The sequence below is a fragment of the Alteromonas sp. HB246098 genome (assembly GCF_054890645.1).
On sequence record NZ_JBTZUG010000003.1, the window covers coordinates 172,344 to 190,396 of the forward strand.

An 18,053-nucleotide genomic window follows, 5' to 3' on the forward strand; every position below is an offset into this window, starting at 1 on the left:
CACTTCCTTTCTTTAACGTTTCTGGCAATAATTTAGCCATTAATTATACTAAAGTATAAAACATTTTGCCGACTTGCCATTATATGCGATGAATTCCAGTAATTGATATTGTTTTATTGAATTTCCATTCATACATTAGTTATTACTTATTTGTTTTGCACAAAATCGTCATAAATTGGGAGTACTATGCTAATAGATATTAAAACTCGGATTGAGAACATCAGCTTCGATATTCGTTGCGTCACTGCACAAAAAGCTTCTGAAGAGTTAGTGCACAATGATGGAACCCTTATCGACGTAAGGGAAAGCGGCGAAGTAGCGAGCCAGCCCGTCCCCTATGCCCTCAACATACCCCGAGGCGTGCTCGAGATGAAAGCATTAGAGAGATTCAAAGATGCCTTAATACCGCTCTACATCCATTGTGCGTCTGGCGTTCGTGCAAAGTTAGCTGCCGAGCAACTAATGCAGATGGGATACGAGAAGGTATCAGTGGTAACGTGTCCAGTATCAACCATTAACCAAGCCCTTAAAGAATGACTTGTATAATCTGTCTATGCTATAAGTAGCCCAAAAGACAGGTAAAGGGCGTTGTATGCTTAAATCCACATTAGAACAATGGCGTATGTTTAAAGCCGTTGTTGATGCTGGTGGCTTCAATCAAGCAGCTGCAGAAGTACATAAAAGTCAATCTAGTGTTCATCACGCTGTTCAAAAACTTGAAAACGCCATTGGTGTAACACTATTTGAAAATATTGGTCGTAAAGTACAGCTTTCTCCACAAGGTGAGCTCATGTACCGTCGAGCTTCGTTTTTGCTCAACGAAGCTCAAAAGCTTGAAGCGGTAGCAAGTAGCTTAAAAGTAGGAACAGAAACAACACTGCGTATAGCTGTAGATATTATTTTCCCTTCTGAATTATTGTATAACGTGCTTGCCAAAGTCTCTGCAGAATTTCCGCTCTTGCGTATAGAAATAGAGGAAACCGTGCTTAGCGGTGCTAACGCGTTATTAAGTAGCGGAAAAGTAGATTTAGGCATTTCTCCCTTTGTCTTTCCGAATGGCTTTAGCGAAGACTTATGCGAAATTGAGTTTGCCGCGGTGGCTCATGCTAAGCACCCTTTACACCAATTAAACAGAACCCTAACCTTAGAAGACCTCAAAACTCATCGTCAGATTGTAGTTCGCGACTCTTCTGCAGAGCGCAAGGCAGATGTAGGTTGGTTAGGTGCAGAACAACGTTGGACAGTGAGCCACGTAAGAACATCTTTAGATATCATTACTCAGGGATTGGGATTTGCATGGCTACCTATAGCAATTATTAAGGAAGAATTAGAAAACGGTACCCTAGTTCCGCTTCCTTTGGATAACAATGCGGCGTTAAGAAAAGCCCTTCTCTATCTTTCTTTTGAAGATGGAGACACCTTAGGCCCGGCGGCGCGAGCATTTATGGGAGAACTGAGATACCAAACAATGAACCTACCTACCTCAGATTTTATGCTTGATTCATGCTCAGTGTAGCTCGCGCATTAGCTAACTACTGTTGGCAAATGCTGAAAGCCTAACACAAATCCAAACAGTGAGATTGTTACACCTATCAAGGCCACTGCCCCGTCGTCAGTAGCCATTCCAACGGCCATAATGAAAACTGCCAAGGCGGGAATAAGACCCATAAAGGGAATAAGCTCTAACGGAACCATTACCAAGCCGCAGCCAACACAATTTAAAGCAATTAAAGAGCGAAACACGGGCTGTTTCATAAAAAAACAACGGGGAACGAGAAAGCGGTCGACACTAGCTGCATAGGGTTTTATTTTTTCGACTATTTGGCGTAGTTGATCAGCATCGCAATGTATGTCCATCACTTTTTGAGGTAACCATGGGTGCCTGCTACCGAGTAATATTTGCAATGCAATAAGTAAAATCGTCACACCGGTTAAAGAAGGTACACCAGGAATAGCGCCTATAGGGGTGCAGGCGATAAACGACGGAAGCGCTAGCATTGGGCCAAAGCCCCGCTTTTCCATAACTTCCCAAAAATCTGCAAAATAAAATAAATCTTGACTAGCCCGAGGCTGCATTTTTGTCAGCAGCTCGGTTAAAGTCATTGATCTCTCAGCTGTTTTTGCCCACATTTTCAATTCCTTTGACATAAATTTAGCCGTAGTCCTCTAACTTCAGAGAGCAAATGCGGGCCTACCATAGGCAAATTTTCGGTAAACCTTATCTATTCCTTTCACCAATAATAAAGTTGCTCTACATACAAATTGTGCGAAAAATGTGCCATAGCCAAGCTCACCTACACTTTATAAGGAAATGGGAATACTTTTTGCAGTTGTATGTAAATAGGTAACACTCAATGTGTATTTGATAGACCGAGAATCTTCTAGATTAAATCAAAAACGTAAAATTATAGACGGTCGTTCGTATAGATGAATCACTACAATTAATGTGACTTTATTGAACATTCATTCGGTTTTACCTGAACTAAACAAGTTATTGCTAGGAAAGGAGTAAGTATAGCTAGGTATCTAGTTATTTTTTCTTGCCTTTTATGATACAACTATAACATTGATTTTATTCCATATTTTAAATGGAAAGTAATAGAGAGGGACATTCACGTGCTAACCGTACTTTTAGTTGATGACGATGCCGAGTTTACAGAAGTAGCTTGTACTATTATTGAGTTTTTAGGCCACGACGTCCTAACAGCTGCGACATTAGCTGAAGCCCGCGACTGGCTAGAGAAAGAAACATTCGATCACGTACTGTTAGATTTCATGTTGCCCGATGGTAGCGGCGCTCATCTGTTTAATGAACTTGATGCGCTCCCCAAGCGTCCTCGTGTTACCTTAATCACCGGCCACCCTTCGGTTAAAAGCGTAATCAAAGGCTTGTGTGGCCCTACCGTAGACTACCTTGTCAAGCCAATACAGCGCGAAGAAATCGAGGCTGTGTTAAGTAAAAAGCCAAAAGAAAAAGCACCTAAAGAAGAAACAATTGAAAAACACTTCGATTTGCTTATTGGCGAGTCACCGGTGATGAAGGAGTTATACAAACTCATTTCAAGGGTTAGCAAAACAAGTGCTAACGTCATGCTGTTAGGTGAAAGTGGTGTTGGTAAAGAAGTAGTCGCAGCTGCTATTCACCGAGCCTCAGAAAGTGATGGCCCTTATATCGCCACAAACTGTGGTGCCTTTTCTAAAGAATTGATTGGTAGTGAGTTGTTCGGCCATGAAAAAGGTGCCTTCACCGGTGCTGTGGGCCGTAAAGAGGGTGTTTTTGAACAAGCAGAAGGAGGCACCCTTTTCTTAGATGAAATCACAGAAATGCCTATCGATATGCAGCCTAACCTTTTGCGTGTGCTCGAAAACAAAGTGGTGCTTCGTGTAGGCGGCACAAAATCTATACCTGTGAACTGTCGCGTAGTATCTGCAACAAACAGAACAATGGAAGAAATTGCGCAAAGCAAAGTGTTGCGTGAAGATATCTATTTCAGATTGGCCGTTTTCCCAATCACTATTCCACCTTTACGTGAACGAAAAGAAGATATTCCGCTTCTAGCGAAAACCTTTATTGCAGAATTCAACAAAGACAACGGCTCTAATTTTAAGTGGGAAGATAATCAGCTTGAAACGCTTCAAGCCTACGACTGGCCTGGTAACGTTCGAGAGTTAAGACACTTTGTTCACCGTGCCGCCATTATGAGTGACCCTGAAAAGAGTGAGATTGAGCTACCTAAAACCATCGAATCTCCTTTTGCGCAAAAGCAGAGTACGACACCTGCCCTTCAAGCCGGAAGAACGATTGAAGATGTGGAAAAAGAGCTTATATACGCCACATTAGAGAAAGTCAGCGGCAATAAAACCACAGCCGCAGAAATGTTAGGGATTAGTACCAAAACGTTGTACAACCGCCTTCACGCCTACGGCGATCTTAGCAAAGATGAATAATGAGAGGTATTCGATATGACTAGCGAAGAATTCTCACGTTTAAGCGTTTTCGTTCATGATGCTCGCAAGCCTCTAAATAGAATATCTATGCAGGCAGAGTTAGTAAAAATGGCACTAAATGGTGATGTTGCGCCTGAAAAGGCATTAGCGGCGTTAGATAAAATAATAAGCAGTGCAAAAGACTGCAGCGAGACCCTTTCTGAAATGACCTCAGAATTGGGTGAGAATGATGCGGAATAAATAAATGATCTCTAAAGTTCTGTCTTCCATTTACAGCTGGATAATTTTGGTTGTAGTCATCATTGTTGTTATGACAGCAAACTCTTTTTATGTAGTGAGTACGCTTAACGACCTGTCAGCACTTGAAGCGCGATTATTTACAACTAATCGGGTTATTAATGCAGTTAATAGGCTTCATGTAGCTGTACTGCGGGTGGAGTCTGGTCAACGAGGCTACATGCTTACTGACGATGAAGAATATCTAACTGACTACACCGAAACACTTGGCGTTATCGGCGAGTTAATGGACGAAGTAGAAGTGAGCTCTTTTTCGTCTGATATAGATGAACAATCTGTAAGAATTGAGGAACTGCTTAAGCTAACCAAGGCAAAGATTAACGAAGTTATTCAAGTCGTAGAACTCGTTAAGGAAGGCAAGCAGAAAGAGGCCGTTAACCTGGTTCAAAGTGATAAAGGTATACGGCTATACAAACGTTTTGAAGCACTTTTTCGGGAAATTGATACTTCTGAACGTGGTATGCAAGGTACACATTTAGCAAATTTGATGAGCTTGCGAAGAGACTCGGTCAATACCTTAATCATCTCATCCGCTACTACCCTGCTGCTCGTTATTGCCGTTTTTCTATTGCTGAAAATCAACTCGCGAGAGCACGAGAAGTATCAAGCTGATCTTGAATCTGTAAATGAGGACTTAGAAAATCGCATAGAAGAGCGGACACAAGAACTTAGCCTTTACTCCGATGAGTTAGCCCGAAGTAACCGAGAGTTAGAAGATTTCGCTTTTGTTGCTTCACACGACTTGCAAGAGCCACTTCGCAAAATTCGGGCGTTCGGTAACCGTCTTGAGTCGGGGTACACCGATGTTATTGATGAGAGAGGCAGAGACTATTTAGCGCGAATGCTAAACGCCGCAGAGCGCATGTCGATGCTCATATCTGATCTTCTTGCTTTTTCTCGTGTTTCAACACGTGGCAAAGATTTCAGTGACGTGAATTTAGATAACGTTATACAAAGCGTATTAGATGATTTAGAAATCGCCATTGATGAAAAATCAGCACAGATAGACGTAAGCGAAAAGATGCCTATTATTCGAGGTGATAAGACACAACTTGAGCAGTTGTTTTTAAACTTGATCTCTAATGCACTCAAATTTCAAAGTGAAGGCGTAACACCCGTTGTCAAAATCACTTTACAAGAAGCAAGCGAAAAAGATATTCAAGATATCATCATGTCTGAGGAATACGATTGGATAAAAATTACGGTTACCGATAACGGTATTGGTTTCGACCAGTCCTTCGCAGAGAAAATATTTGCTCCTTTCCAGCGTCTTCACGGTAGAAGTGAGTATAAAGGTACGGGCATAGGGCTTGCCGTATGTCGAAGAATAGTAGAAAGACATAATGGTCAGATTACTGCTACGAGCGCGCAAGGTCACGGGGCCACGTTCACAATAATAATGCCGGTGGATAGCGAGCCGTTTGGTTCCAACAACAATAATGGAGAGACACACAATGACGCGTAAACAAACCCAGCCAATAAATATATTGATGGCCGATGATGATGAGGATGATCGCTTACTGACCGTCGACGCACTGCAAGAAAGTCGAGTACTAAACAATTTATTTTGTGTTGAAGACGGTGTGGAATTATTAGAGTTTCTCCGTCACGAGGGAAAATACACAGATCCTGCGTCTGCCCCTCGCCCTAGCCTCATCTTACTTGACTTAAACATGCCTAGAAAAGATGGTCGCGAAGCACTCCAGGAACTTAAAAACGACCCAAAACTACGCAGTATTCCCGTTGTTATCTTAACAACATCGAAAGAAGAAGAGGACATGCTACGCGGTTACGACCTTGGTTGCGCTTCTTATATTACCAAACCAGTTAACTTTGAAGGGCTTGTTGAACTGATGCGTGCTTTAGGCCGTTATTGGATCGAGTTCGTAGAGTTACCACACGAGTAAAAGAGGTACTAGATGTCAGAGGTTATTAAAATTCTATTGGTTGAAGATGATGAAGATGATTACTTCTTAACTTCTGACTATCTAGAACAATGTGAGTCACCTAAGTTTGAATTAACTTGGGTGACAAACAGTCTTGACGCCATAGAAGCGCTTAAGACGGAAGACTTTGATTTATGCTTGCTCGACTATTTGTTGGGCGCAGAGAATGCCATAGATGTTCTGGGTGTTCTGAAGTCGAACCAATTTAGCCTGCCTGTGGTTATTTTAACAGGTCAGTCTGACGCTACAGTAGATGAAATGGTAATGCGCGCAGGGGCCGCAGATTATCTACAGAAATCGGAGATAGAATCGCCGCGCTTTATGCGCACTATCCGCTACGCCATGGTACGTCGCGATATAGAAAACGAGCGGATTGAACGCAACAAAGTTGAACAAAAAAACAAAGCAAAAGACAAGTTCCTTGCTCACCTTGGCCATGAATTGCGCACGCCTCTTACCTCTATTTTGGGGTACACAGAACTTCTCATAGATGACGCAAGAAACAGCCCGTTTCAGCAAGAGCTATCGATAATTCATTCAAACGGTAAACACTTATTGAGCTTGCTCAATGATTTACTTGATATGTCACGGATAATGGCTGAGAAGCTAGAACTAAACATTAAAGATGTGAACCTATCGGCTTTTCTCACCGATATTCACTCGTTGATGCGTTTGAATGCCAAGGATAAAGGGCTGAGTTTAAATGTGGTTTCAAATACCAAAATTCCCGAATTTATTAAGACGGATCCCACTCGACTTCGCCAAGTGCTGCTTAACCTGATTTCTAATGCGGTTAAGTTTACCGATAAGGGCAGTATCACACTCACTATTACCCTTGATGAAAATTCAACAGATAGTGAAAAGCCTCAGTTACTTAGATTTTCCGTAGACGATACCGGCATAGGTATGCCACCAGACAAACTCATCAATATCTTCCAGCCCTTCGAGCAGATTGAAGATGTGATGCGCGCTAATCACGGTGGTGCAGGTCTAGGTTTAGCTATTTGTAAAGAGCTTGTCACCAAGCTTGGCGGCGATATAGATGTATCATCTCGACTTGGTGAAGGCAGCACGTTTACCTTCGATGTTGACCCTGGCGATATATCCAAACAACCTCTTGTCGACTTAGAGCTTGGTCAGATACAAACCGTTGAGTCTAGCAGTATCGATTTGAATGTTACCGGTAGAGTGCTAATTGTTGATGATTTAAGAGAAATTCGGCGCCTTACCGGTCATCTTGTAAGTCAGTCTCAGGCAGATATTAGTTATGCAGAAAACGGTGTCAAAGCGCTGGAAGCGGTATTACAGGCCGACGAACACAACCGACCTTTTGACCTCGTTCTTATGGATATTCACATGCCTGTGATGAATGGCATTGAGGCGTTACACGCTATTCGTCGCCATGGTAAAGATATTCCCGTTATTGCGGTTACCGCAGCTAGTCGTAAAGGACTGAGAGAATCACTAATACGTGAAGGCTTTAATGACGTTATAGGTAAACCAATAGACCGCTTTGCATTAGCTCAACTTCTTTCACAATACCTTCCGCCTGGCGACCACGTTACTTTTACCAATGTGGAAGCACAGGTTGCCGACATGCCGATACAGAAACCTTACGCACCAGAGGAAAACATGCCACCAAGCGATGGATTTGAACCCAATACGAATATAGGCATAGCAGCTGAAGATCCCCCTCAGAAAAAAGGTGACGGAAGCCCTTCTAGTAAACGTATCTTAGTAATTGAAGATGATGAAGATGCAGCAGAGCTATTGCAGTTGTTTTTAGTACATTTAGGTCATGAAGTCACCACCGAGTACTGTGGTGTTGATGCACTTAGCACCGCGCAAGACAATGACTTTGACCACGTATTAATGGATTTAACCCTACCTGATTACAACGGTTACGACCTCGCTGGTGAACTTAAAAAACAATTACCAAATGCTTCGCTTACCATAGTCAGTGGACACGAAGCCGAAGAAGAAGCAATGGACGCAATAGGAATAGATAGTGCGCTGCTTAAGCCGGTTTCAAAAGATGACCTCGCATCCGTCGTAGGTGGAAGCTAAGCTTTCGTTTTAACGACTAAGAAAATATTACAGGGGTTTGCAAGGATAACGCGTTTCTCTTGCAAACCTTTCACCCTTCCATATAACTCAAAACCCCTATCCCCCTGTAAATTAAGAAATTATTCTATTGGTACAGCCGTTGCAATAGTTATTGTGAATCCAAAATATTAAGGAGAGTATTATGGCTACACAAGCTTCAGCAAAACCACAAACCGTTAAAACTAACAGCACTAACGGTGTGGCTGAACCGAGTCACCCAGTAACGGATCAACTGAAAGACACCCTTCATGCATCAGTAGACAAGCTTGCAGATAGTGCAAGTGTGGCAGAAGAAAAAATTCGTCGTACTGCTTCATCGTCTGCCGAAAACATGTCAGAGCGAAAGCGTCTAGCAGAGCAGAAATGGCAGGCGTCAAAAGTACGTAAATATGCAATTGAGAACCCTGTAACGACTGCAGGTATCGCTTTTGCAGCGGGTATGCTAGTAACATCGCTTCTACGTAAGAAGTAATATTATGAAAGCACCAGATTTTCACAAAGCGCGTTATAGCACGTGCCATGAAAATCCATTTCGCCTGACGCCGCCCCCGGCGCAGGCGAAATTGCATGTAAACGTTACAGGAGAAAGTAACCCCACAGCGTCAGCATCTGGCGAGCAGTCAACCCAGCAACAATACCCCGACCCGTCATTCTCTGAGGTTGTCAACGCGTTCAAAGAAGCATTCTCTCAAAGAAAAGAACAAGGCTTTGCATTTCTTGAGCTCACCAATAGTGAACTCATGCTTGTCAAAAAGAGTTTTTTCGTCACTGTTTTTGCATGCCTTGCAGCATTCGCGGTTGGTACAGTTTGTTGGCTTATTTTAAATATTGCTATAGGCGCTATACTTCACAATGCTGGCTTGCACTACGTTGTGGTACCACTTGTATTATTAGTACTTAATAGTCTTGCGGCATTTGGTTTCTTTAAGCTTGCTCAGAATGCGTTTAACTATTTAAGTTTAAGCAGATTGATTCAGACGTGGCGTAGAGTCTTCGGATAAGGCACATACGGGAAGGCGAGTAGAGACCTTTTTTGATTAAGCCCTTTGACCGCGACTTTTAACTGAGCCTTTTCAACAATAGTGAGGTGAGTACTATGAACATCTTTTTGAAAGCGAACATGAGAGACATAGCGCAAAAGGAGCATGCCTATTTTTCTCAAAAACATCACGCTGATGTTGCACTTACACAAGCAAAAAGGCAATGTTCGTTAATGATGGGTAAGCCGGAGACGTTACTTGGCATAGCTTCTGTTGGAGCTTATAAGGGTGCAGTAGACGCTAAGCCCAAAGCAAAGCGCAATCGCGCGTTAATGGTTTTAGGTAGAACCGCGTTGTTCTCTTTGTTTCAGTAATCACAGTATTAAGGAATTTGTGAGATGAACATCAAAAGTAAAATTAAAAGTAGCCGCGTACTTTTTGCCACCGTAGGTGCGGCACTAAGCTTCGCGATAGTAGGGTGTTCATCGACACCAGTAGCTGCCCCTACCCCATACAAATCAGCGAACTCTAGAGCCTCATATGGTTATTCGAGCGAAAAAGTATCTGCAAATCAGTATCAGGTTCTTTTTAAAGCGACTGACAAAACTCCGGCCGACAGAGTACAGCAGTACGCTCTATATCGCGCCGCAGAAGTCGCACAAGAGCAAGGCTTTACTTATCTAGAGGTGATTAATACAAATATTGATAAAAAGCCTGTCATAGCGCGGGAAGTAACGGCTGGCAAAAATGAGCCAGCAATATTTCAAACAGATAGGCAATGTACTATGTCAGGCTGTGAGGAAGTTGCTCAACCGATGGCCGCCCCAAGCTCAAACGATGTTGTAAATACTCAGATTAACGACATCTACTTTACTATTGATGTAAAAATGGCGAATGATAAAACTCGTTTAGGTAAGAACGCCTTTACTGTCTTAGAAGTGCTGTCACAGCCTTTAGAGCCAAAGAATACAAATTAGCTGAACGTCATTCTGTTCATCTATACACTGCATCATCAGTGTTCTGACAAAATGCTTTTCGGTACGCAATCAGTGTTACCGAAAAGCATAGCTTATATGCACGAGCAAGTCTGTGGAACGCCCTAAAGCCCACTACCCTAAATTCATAGCTATCATCCATTCCCTGAAGTGCCTCTTAAAAAGCAGACTGAGGACCAGCAAAATCGAGTAATTCCATTCCTTCGTATACAAGTAAACAAATAAGTTTGCGCATAAGTCACGTAATATCGATGAAGTAATGTGACAATAAAACACACTTACCAGCATGATAGATGAGACATTCATTCGTTCAGAACTGATACATGTCTGAACACCTTCATTTTTTAATGACCCATTAATCTTCTATTAATGTTGTACAAAAGTCTCCGTCATCCAAGCCAGCTATCATTAAACCCATGAACTGCAGAGCAGATTTGTAGACCGCTTTTTACAACGTTATACAGCTTCTGCTCCCAGCAATTTAATTAGGTAATAACACGTATTTATTTTGCAAATGACTGAGGAGTCACGCGATGAAAAAGCTAAACTCGCTAATGACAAAAACAACGCTTGTAGCGGCTTCGATTATGCTAGTAACAGGCTGCAGTGCAGTGGCCAAACCGCAAATGAATGAGACCGCCACTTCGAACGTGGGTGTATTGAAAGCTAAGGCGCTAGACAATGCGTTACTGTATTCGGATGAATGTATTACAGAGCGTCAAGTTGTAGCAGCACAAAAGATGTGGGGTGAAGGCATTGTACGTATTGGCGCAGTGTTTAGTAACGACGGTGATTACTCTGGCGAAGCGGCTGATTTTATCCAGGACATGTACGGATATGATTTAAGTAGTGTACTGTTTAAACCAACTCTTGCAGCAAATGATCAGTTCCGTTCAAGCTTTGATGCAGCGCTTTCTTACTTTGTCGGTGGAAATGACGCTTATCAGGAAGATAAGGGTTTTGCGATTAAGCCTTATACAAACGTGAAATTCGACAATGTAGGAATTATTAATAACAGTTGTCGGATGGCGGTGGCGATGGGTAACTACTTCTTTACTGACACTGAGGGCGGAGAAACAAAAGTAGAGTACACCTTTGCCTATGTGAAAGACAGTGATGGAGACCTGCGTATTGTCGCTCACCAATCTTCGTTACCCTACAACCCAAATGGTAACTAGGTAACGCTCAGTCCCCAATCTTCTAAGATTATGAGGGGCGTCACCTCCCCCTTTTATCGGCAAAGCGTTTTTTTCTTTCGCTTTGCCCCTTTTTTCGTTTTGAATCAAATGATGAGAAAAGGGCTTCTGCTCTATCATGTAAAAAATGCATTCGCTTGTGTAATCGTGACTCCTGCCACTGAAAATTACGTTTCAAAATTTCAATATAAAACAAACTTAATCTATATAATTCATACACTTAAAAAACAGGCATAAAGATAGCATTAGTTATTGTGAAAGTAACGGAAGCAATACGAGGATCTAGTTATGTTAGGTTGGGCAATCACATTTTTTATCATCGCCATTATTGCAGCAGTTTTTGGTTTTGGAGGCATCGCAGGTGCAGCAACAGGTATAGCACAGTTTCTTTTCTTTGTGTTTATCGCGTTGTTAGTAATTTCACTTATCGCTAATGCGTTACGTGGAAAATCACCAAGGGCCTAAGAAAATTTTATATAGGATAAAGGAGTAAGGATATGTTTTCATTTAAAAATCTATCAAAGGTACTAGTAGCATCAGCATTTGCACTATCACTAGCGGCATGCGGTGACGGTGAGGCGGAAGACGCAGGCGAAGAGTTAGACGAGATGGTTACCGATGCAGGTAACGCCGTTGAAGACGCTTGTGAAGATGTGAAAGAAGGCGCAAACGCCGAAGATAAAGATTGTTAATCACGTCTTTATAAGAGAAGGGCCAGACAATGTCTGGCCCTTCTTGTATGTATTGATCTAACCTATTATGTCTAATATTCTCGTTAAGAGACTTCTTCACCACCTAACTCTCGGGCAAGGTCATCCAGTGTAGATAGCGTAGAATCAAACTCCCCTATCCCATAACGGTACTGTACACTTACGTGATGGTCGGTACGTCCAAATTTAACTCTCAACCCTTCAGCATCAATATGCTTTACGGTATTTAAAAAACGATACGCTGACATTTCGGTTTCAAATTGAAACTCAACACTGTTTTCCATTTATTTTCCCGCTTAAGCCACAATTTCAGGGTGAGCATTAATTACTGCAACAACACGTTGAAGCAGATTATTATCCACTTTATCTATTAAGTCGTAGGATAACCAGTCAGCAAGAATGTCGGGAGCGGTCGCCGCCTCTCCTTGTTCCAACTTAGACGTCATCATTTGTAACTGTACGCTAGAACGTATCGAAGCATCACCATCTGGGCTAGGCATTCCTGTTGCTACTTCTAATGCCACCGTCAACCACTGTCTATCGTGTTGACTCGCTGTACTGCCAGTAGACTGACCAAGTAAACTTGACCACCGCTTACCTAACGTTTCTGCTAACGATTGTTCATCAGCCCGTTCATCAATACCGGCTTCGCCAGCGCTCAACTGAAGTAATGAGACAAGCGCTTGAGCTCGGGCTAAGCGAGCCTGCGACTGTGCATTTTTTACCAGTGTCTCGCGTTTGTTTTCAATAGCGTCTATCTTTCGTTCAACTTTATTGCGCAGTGCTTTAGGCAGTTCATTTAGCTGAGCTTGTACAACATTGACGGATTGAGTAAAGCTTGCGTCATCACTGTTGATATCGATAGCCTCAGTTTGCGTCAGCAAAGAATCAACTAATTCATTAGATGCATTACTCTGCACTTTACGCTGCGCTTTTAAACGCTCAAAAACCGTATCGTTTGCAGCTTTAAACTCTGCCCACAACTTACTCTCTTCCCGTTTACCAGCGTGACCTATTTGCTTCCATTGCTTTTGTAACTGCTGAGCCTTGTCGGCAGCGTCTGTTATATCCTCTTCGGTTGAAAGCTGTTGAGCTTTGGCAACCAAACTACGCTTTTGTGTCTGGTTATCACTTTGCCACTGAGTCACCTTAGTTTGGATAGGCGAAGAAACCGTCTTCCATTCTTGTTTCAACTCCTCATATACTTCACGCTCAACCTGACCTGCGCTGTGCCACTTTTTAGATGCTCTATCAAATACCTTCACCAACTCAGCTTCAGGCATAGTAATATCCATTGCCTTGACTGTATTAATGATGGATTCACGCTGTTCTCGCGCGGCAGCGCGTTGTTGGTCTAACTTAGCGTAATGTGCTCTACATGGCTCAAACGCTTTCTCGAGGGCAGCATCGAATTGCTGTTGCAATGCATCATCACTGCTTTCGTCGTTATTTGACGATGACGGTGTTAGCGATAACCATTGCTTACGCAAGTATTTGATGGCGTCACTTCTTTGCTTAATGTTATCAGGAGCAACATCTGCCAGTGCTTGGGCCTCTGCCACAAGAGCTGGCTTACGCGGCGCTGCAAGGTAATCCTGCCAACCTTCCAATCGCGACACATCATCTGCAGTCTTCACAAAGCGCTTTTCCACACTCTTTTTTGCTGAGCTTGGCAATGCAGAGTAAGTGTCTTGAAGCTTGGCAAACTTTGAAATAGCAACGCGAAACTTACCTTGAGCAATTAAGTTATCAATCACACTAATGTGTTTACGAACGTGTTTAATGTGCTCGTTTTCTTTCGTTCTCTGCGCGCGCTCTTTGGCATTTACACTGTTTTTGGCAGTGTTAAAGCGCTTAGACAAGGCTTTAGGAACAGCGTCGATTTCACCACTAAGCGCTTTATACGCTTGTTTTGTTTCGTCAAATTGAGCTTTGAGGCTTTGCAAGGTGTCTTGTTCGACCGTCTCACTGCTTGCTACGCTTTCCTCACTAGCAGCAGGGGCCACCTCATCTTTGGCATCTGAGTCGCGATTGACCTGCACATTATCGCTATCATTTTCAGAAACAATCTTGGCGGCGATATCTTCAAGCTGTTGTAGCTTAATTAGCAGCTTTCGTCCGTATTGCTGTTGCATGGAGAAGCGATCAAGCTGTTCGTTTAACGTATCAACCTCACGCTTAATTTCTGCAATACGCTTCTCGGCCGTAAGCTCACTGTCAAGGCGAGTAAGCTGTTCTAGAGTAGCCTCTACGCCGCGAACGCTTTCGTTAACGGTAGCCACATCGGCGAGCGTCGCCTCACATAAACGATTGTTGTATAGCCAGGCAACTTGCTCTTTCGCATGAGTTAATTGCTGTTCGCATAAAGCTTTGGTATTGGCACGTTGCGAAGCTTGTTGCTTTTCCTCCCATGCAGGGCGAATACGGCTTACATATCGCTCTACTTGTTCGGTTATACGAGCGCGCTTTTCTTCATAATCAGCGCGTTCTTCCTCAACAAGCAAATCAATTTGTGCAAATAACCCAGTTAGCTCGCTTTCTAACTCGTTGCGTTTCTCTTCAATCGTTTCAACGTCTGACTTATCGAGTAAAGCTTGGTATTTAGATAGCACCAGCGTTAGCTGCTTTTTAAGCTCAATTGGACGCTTTGCAGCCTCTTTAATAGCGTCAATTCGCGCATTAATTTGCTCTGCAAGCGCGTCACTTGACACTTTTTTGGCAAGCTTCTGTAGCTCTGAAACCTCTGATTGTGCGTTAATCAACTGAGTTTGCAGCTGAGCGCTTGCTCCCTCTAAAAAGATAAATTGAGTAAACGAGGGCTTACCCACTTTTTCAATTAGCGCGCTAGCTAGGGCATCATCTTGTAGAAGACTAGGCTCTTTCTTCAACATTTGCGGCACTAACTGTACCACTAAGTCAGGGTTGGCTGTTTCTGTCAAAAACGAGAATATCTCTTGACGTGAAAGCCTCACATCCCCCTCGCCTAACAAAGCGGCGTTTACCTTCTTTTCAGCGGCTTTCTTAACCCTAGATTGCTTTGCAATTTGCGACATTTTAAGCCACAACACAAAGCTGTTTAGCTTTTCAAGCGCTGCCAGGCTGACATTTGCATCTTCATCATTAAATGCCAGTTCGTGAAGTATTGTTTTTTCCTGTGCCTTGTCGGGAGAGAGACTCTCGATTGCCTGCATCCGTTTTTCAGGCTTTGGGCTTTGGTGTGAAGGCGCAAATATACGACTAAATATCATCCTGTTTAAACCGCGCTATTGTATTTTTATCTTCCTGCTCGTCGCGTAACGAGCGTTTAAAGTCGGCTTTGCTTTTATGTACAATTTCGCCGCTTTCACCTACGGTCATGTGTTCAGAGGACCTTTCTATTTTAGCTTGATACAGCATCACGGCCTGCATGCTGCTTGCTTTTTGCTCGTCATTCAAAGGTGTACCATCTGGCCACTTACCGGTTTCAACTGCCTGACGCAGACGCTCGTAAATCTCCGGCGTCATGCTGGCTACAAGTGCTTCTATATTCATTTAGGAAAAACGCTTTATGTAAACAATTCGCGCGCGATTTACTAAGTACCATACAAAGCCAACCACAGCGCCCAAAATAGCTAAATTATGTTGCAAATCGCCCGGGCGTGTCCCGCCCCAATACATGAAGCCAAAACTCGCAACAAATATCAGCATAGCAATAAGCGACTGGTTCTGGATACTCGCTAATTTTTTAAATCTTTGTAAGCTTTGTTTGCGCTCTATATCTTCTGAGGTAGCGTCTCCGATTTTAAAATCGCAGTGAGGGCACGTCTTTGCTTTATCAGACGTTTTCTTATTACATGAAGGACAGTCAACTAATGCCATATGTTGCTCCTGTTTACTGGGTGCGAACTAGAAATGCTTAAGCGTGATTAAGTACGCCAACATTTTACGCGGACGGGTATCATACTGAAGTTCAACACAACAATGAAGTCGATTCTGTTGAATACCCTCTTCGTTACAAAACAAAAATGCGCAGGGTGTTAACTTTTGTACAAAGTTCACCACTGCGCATTTTTACTGGCTAGCTTTCCGTACTCTCTTTCTTCTAAATTGCCGAAAAAAAAGTACTAAAAGTAGCTTAAATACTATTTTTTGTGTCGAGACCAGTAGTCATTGACCGTTTCTTTCATTTCTTTACATAGCAGCATGATGCCAAACAGATTGGGAAGCGTCATTACTACAATAGCCACAGCTGAAAGTGCCCAAACTAATGTGGTGTCAGAAAATGCAGCCCAAACAAAGCCGGCGACGTAGATAACGCGATACGGCATTACCGAACGAGGACCAAACAAGTAGGTCATAGCGCGGTCACCATAATAAGACCATGCAATGGCGGTTGAGAACGCAAACAGCATAAGGCCAATTGACACGATATATTGACCGAAGTCGCCAAAGAAGCCACGAGTAAAGGCAATAGTAGTGAGCGCTGCCGAGTGAACTAGCGACTTACCGCTTACTTCAAGGTTCTCTTTAACCGGCTTTCCGTCGACAATTTTAAGCGTGCCAGTAAACAAGTCTTCACTGCCTACTGCATATTTCACGTCTTCTGCGACAGATCTAGCATTAAGTAGCGTAAAGCCATCGCTTACCGCCGTGCCGTTAACAACAGTAATAGAGCCAGTGTACGGCTGTACATTGTTACCTTCAATTTCATTGAGGTAACCGTATAGCTTGTTTACATCGTCTTGGTTCGAATCGTCGTATTGCCCCGCTACAAAATACATGTCTGAACGGTCGAATACGTTTTCGTGTTTTTCTTTCCACACGCCAGACGACAGGATAACCAAACCAGTAACGGTACAGATTAGAATAGTGTCGATGAAAGGTTCAAGCAGTGACACCATACCTTCTGACGCAGGCTCTTTCGTTTTTGCTGCTGCGTGAGCGATAGGTGCAGAGCCCTGACCCGCTTCGTTTGAAAACAGGCCGCGGTTAACACCACGGTTAAACGCATAAGCTAACGAAGCCCCCAAGAAACCACCTGCAGCGGCTGAACCAGTGAACGCATCACCAATAACTGCGGCAAAGGAAGGCCCAATGTTCTCTAGGTTTGCGAAAATCACGGCAAGTGCGCCAATAAGGTAGATTACGGCCATAACCGGAACAACCCGCGCTGTAAACGCGGCAATGCGTTGGATACCACCAAGAATGACCAAAGCCAGAAGAATACCCAGTACACTACCCACCATCCAAGGCTCGAAACCAAAAGTGGCTTCAATACTTTGTGCTATACCATTACTTTGCGGAAGGTTGCCAGTACCAAATGAACTTACCACCGTGGCAATAGCAAAGGCTACGGCAAGCCACTTCATGTTCAAGCGGCGGTCCATATAATACATAGGGCCACCAGCCATGGTGCCGTCTTCTGTCTTAACACGGTATTTATGTGACAGAGTAACTTCTACAAATTTGGTTGTCATACCTAGAAAGGCTGTTACCCACATCCAAAATAGTGCAGCTGGGCCACCAAGAAAAATAGCGAAAGCAACACCTGAGATGTTCCCTGTACCTACGGTACCAGACAGTGCGGTTGTAAGTGCACGAAAGTGCGTGGTGTCACCTGGATCGCTTTCTTTATCAAACTTACCGGTAACAACCTGCCAGGCGTGTTTAAAGAAACGAATTTGCGGAAACTTAAGATAAACCGTAAAGAAAAGACCTACGCCTAACAGTACATAAGGAAACCAGAACGCGCCCCCTAAGAAACCATCGAGCATAGTTAGAAAACCATATAACCCTTCCAACGTTATTCCCCTTTTTTATTATGTTTAATTGTTGTTTTATTTTAATAATTAAAAGGCCTCTTTTTGTCGAGGCCTTTTTTGCGGAAGCTTTTGCT

General features: G+C 43.1%; 20 protein-coding genes. 14 read left to right on the forward strand and 6 right to left on the reverse strand.

The genetic code is table 11. The features are described from left to right. Nucleotides 1-186 precede the first annotated feature (186 nt). On the forward strand, nt 187-537 hold the full coding sequence (locus tag ACYTPF_RS08710) for a rhodanese-like domain-containing protein (protein ID WP_461851937.1): 351 nt from the start codon (nt 187-189) through the stop codon (nt 535-537). 55 nt (nt 538-592) lie between these two features. Next, nucleotides 593-1,516 (forward strand): LysR family transcriptional regulator, encoded by a 924-nt coding sequence (locus ACYTPF_RS08715; RefSeq protein WP_461851938.1) that lies wholly within the window; start codon nt 593-595, stop codon nt 1,514-1,516. 8 nt (nt 1,517-1,524) lie between these two features. On the opposite strand, the gene ACYTPF_RS08720 is transcribed toward ACYTPF_RS08715, so the two are convergent. Then, nucleotides 1,525-2,130, reverse strand: coding sequence for an exopolysaccharide biosynthesis protein (locus ACYTPF_RS08720; RefSeq protein ID WP_461851939.1), 606 nt, complete (start codon nt 2,128-2,130; stop codon nt 1,525-1,527). Between the two features lie 486 nt (nt 2,131-2,616). On the opposite strand from ACYTPF_RS08720, the gene ACYTPF_RS08725 reads away from it, so the two are divergent. The 12 genes from ACYTPF_RS08725 to ACYTPF_RS08780 all read left to right on the forward strand — a co-directional run bounded on the left by ACYTPF_RS08725 (nt 2,617) and on the right by ACYTPF_RS08780 (nt 12,160). Continuing rightward, nucleotides 2,617-3,948 carry a sigma-54-dependent transcriptional regulator gene (locus ACYTPF_RS08725; protein ID WP_179983731.1) on the forward strand — a complete coding sequence of 444 codons (1,332 nt, stop codon included), beginning with the start codon at nt 2,617-2,619 and terminating at the stop codon, nt 3,946-3,948. A gap of 15 nt (nt 3,949-3,963) precedes the next feature. After that, nucleotides 3,964-4,188, forward strand: coding sequence for a hypothetical protein (locus ACYTPF_RS08730; protein ID WP_118494075.1), 225 nt, complete (start codon nt 3,964-3,966; stop codon nt 4,186-4,188). Nucleotides 4,189-4,192: 4 nt separating this feature from the next. Next, entirely contained in the window at nt 4,193-5,710 is a 1,518-nt protein-coding gene (locus tag ACYTPF_RS08735) for a sensor histidine kinase (RefSeq protein ID WP_461851940.1), read from the forward strand. Next, nucleotides 5,700-6,152, forward strand: coding sequence for a response regulator (locus ACYTPF_RS08740; RefSeq protein WP_025255558.1), 453 nt, complete (start codon nt 5,700-5,702; stop codon nt 6,150-6,152). The genes ACYTPF_RS08735 and ACYTPF_RS08740 overlap by 11 nt, the downstream gene beginning before the upstream one ends. Nucleotides 6,153-6,164: 12 nt before the next feature. Continuing rightward, nucleotides 6,165-8,258 carry a response regulator gene (locus ACYTPF_RS08745; protein ID WP_461851941.1) on the forward strand — a complete coding sequence of 698 codons (2,094 nt, stop codon included), beginning with the start codon at nt 6,165-6,167 and terminating at the stop codon, nt 8,256-8,258. Nucleotides 8,259-8,439: 181 nt separating this feature from the next. Next, nucleotides 8,440-8,769, forward strand: a complete 330-nt coding sequence (locus tag ACYTPF_RS08750; protein ID WP_179983735.1) for a DUF883 domain-containing protein — start codon at nt 8,440-8,442, stop codon at nt 8,767-8,769. 4 nt (nt 8,770-8,773) lie between these two features. Continuing rightward, on the forward strand, nt 8,774-9,298 hold the full coding sequence (locus tag ACYTPF_RS08755; protein WP_461851942.1) for a hypothetical protein: 525 nt from the start codon (nt 8,774-8,776) through the stop codon (nt 9,296-9,298). A gap of 95 nt (nt 9,299-9,393) precedes the next feature. Next, entirely contained in the window at nt 9,394-9,651 is a 258-nt protein-coding gene (locus tag ACYTPF_RS08760; protein WP_179983737.1) for a hypothetical protein, read from the forward strand. Nucleotides 9,652-9,675: 24 nt separating this feature from the next. Beyond that, the gene (locus ACYTPF_RS08765; RefSeq protein WP_461851943.1) at nt 9,676-10,254 is read left to right on the forward strand and encodes a CC0125/CC1285 family lipoprotein; all 579 of its coding nucleotides are present in this window, start codon (nt 9,676-9,678) and stop codon (nt 10,252-10,254) included. 551 nt (nt 10,255-10,805) lie between these two features. After that, complete coding sequence (locus tag ACYTPF_RS08770) at nt 10,806-11,450, forward strand: phosphoribosyl-AMP cyclohydrolase (RefSeq protein WP_461851944.1); 645 nt, start codon at nt 10,806-10,808, stop codon at nt 11,448-11,450. 306 nt (nt 11,451-11,756) lie between these two features. Then, entirely contained in the window at nt 11,757-11,933 is a 177-nt protein-coding gene (locus ACYTPF_RS08775; protein ID WP_118494051.1) for a DUF1328 domain-containing protein, read from the forward strand. A gap of 32 nt (nt 11,934-11,965) precedes the next feature. After that, the gene (locus ACYTPF_RS08780; RefSeq protein WP_025255565.1) at nt 11,966-12,160 is read left to right on the forward strand and encodes a hypothetical protein; all 195 of its coding nucleotides are present in this window, start codon (nt 11,966-11,968) and stop codon (nt 12,158-12,160) included. An 83-nt stretch (nt 12,161-12,243) separates the two neighbouring features. On the opposite strand, the gene ACYTPF_RS08785 is transcribed toward ACYTPF_RS08780, so the two are convergent. From ACYTPF_RS08785 to ACYTPF_RS08805, 5 genes are all read right to left on the reverse strand, one after another. Beyond that, the gene (locus ACYTPF_RS08785) at nt 12,244-12,462 is read right to left on the reverse strand and encodes a hypothetical protein (protein WP_179983741.1); all 219 of its coding nucleotides are present in this window, start codon (nt 12,460-12,462) and stop codon (nt 12,244-12,246) included. A 12-nt stretch (nt 12,463-12,474) separates the two neighbouring features. Next, the gene (locus tag ACYTPF_RS08790; RefSeq protein ID WP_461851945.1) at nt 12,475-15,426 is read right to left on the reverse strand and encodes a DUF349 domain-containing protein; all 2,952 of its coding nucleotides are present in this window, start codon (nt 15,424-15,426) and stop codon (nt 12,475-12,477) included. Further along, nucleotides 15,416-15,709 carry a YeaC family protein gene (locus tag ACYTPF_RS08795; protein ID WP_179983743.1) on the reverse strand — a complete coding sequence of 98 codons (294 nt, stop codon included), beginning with the start codon at nt 15,707-15,709 and terminating at the stop codon, nt 15,416-15,418. Before ACYTPF_RS08795 ends, ACYTPF_RS08790 begins: the two co-directional genes overlap by 11 nt. Then, nucleotides 15,710-16,036, reverse strand: coding sequence for a zinc ribbon domain-containing protein (locus ACYTPF_RS08800; protein WP_118494035.1), 327 nt, complete (start codon nt 16,034-16,036; stop codon nt 15,710-15,712). Nucleotides 16,037-16,299: 263 nt separating this feature from the next. Further along, nucleotides 16,300-17,958, reverse strand: coding sequence for an alanine/glycine:cation symporter family protein (locus tag ACYTPF_RS08805; protein WP_461851946.1), 1,659 nt, complete (start codon nt 17,956-17,958; stop codon nt 16,300-16,302). Nucleotides 17,959-18,053: the final 95 nt, after the last annotated feature.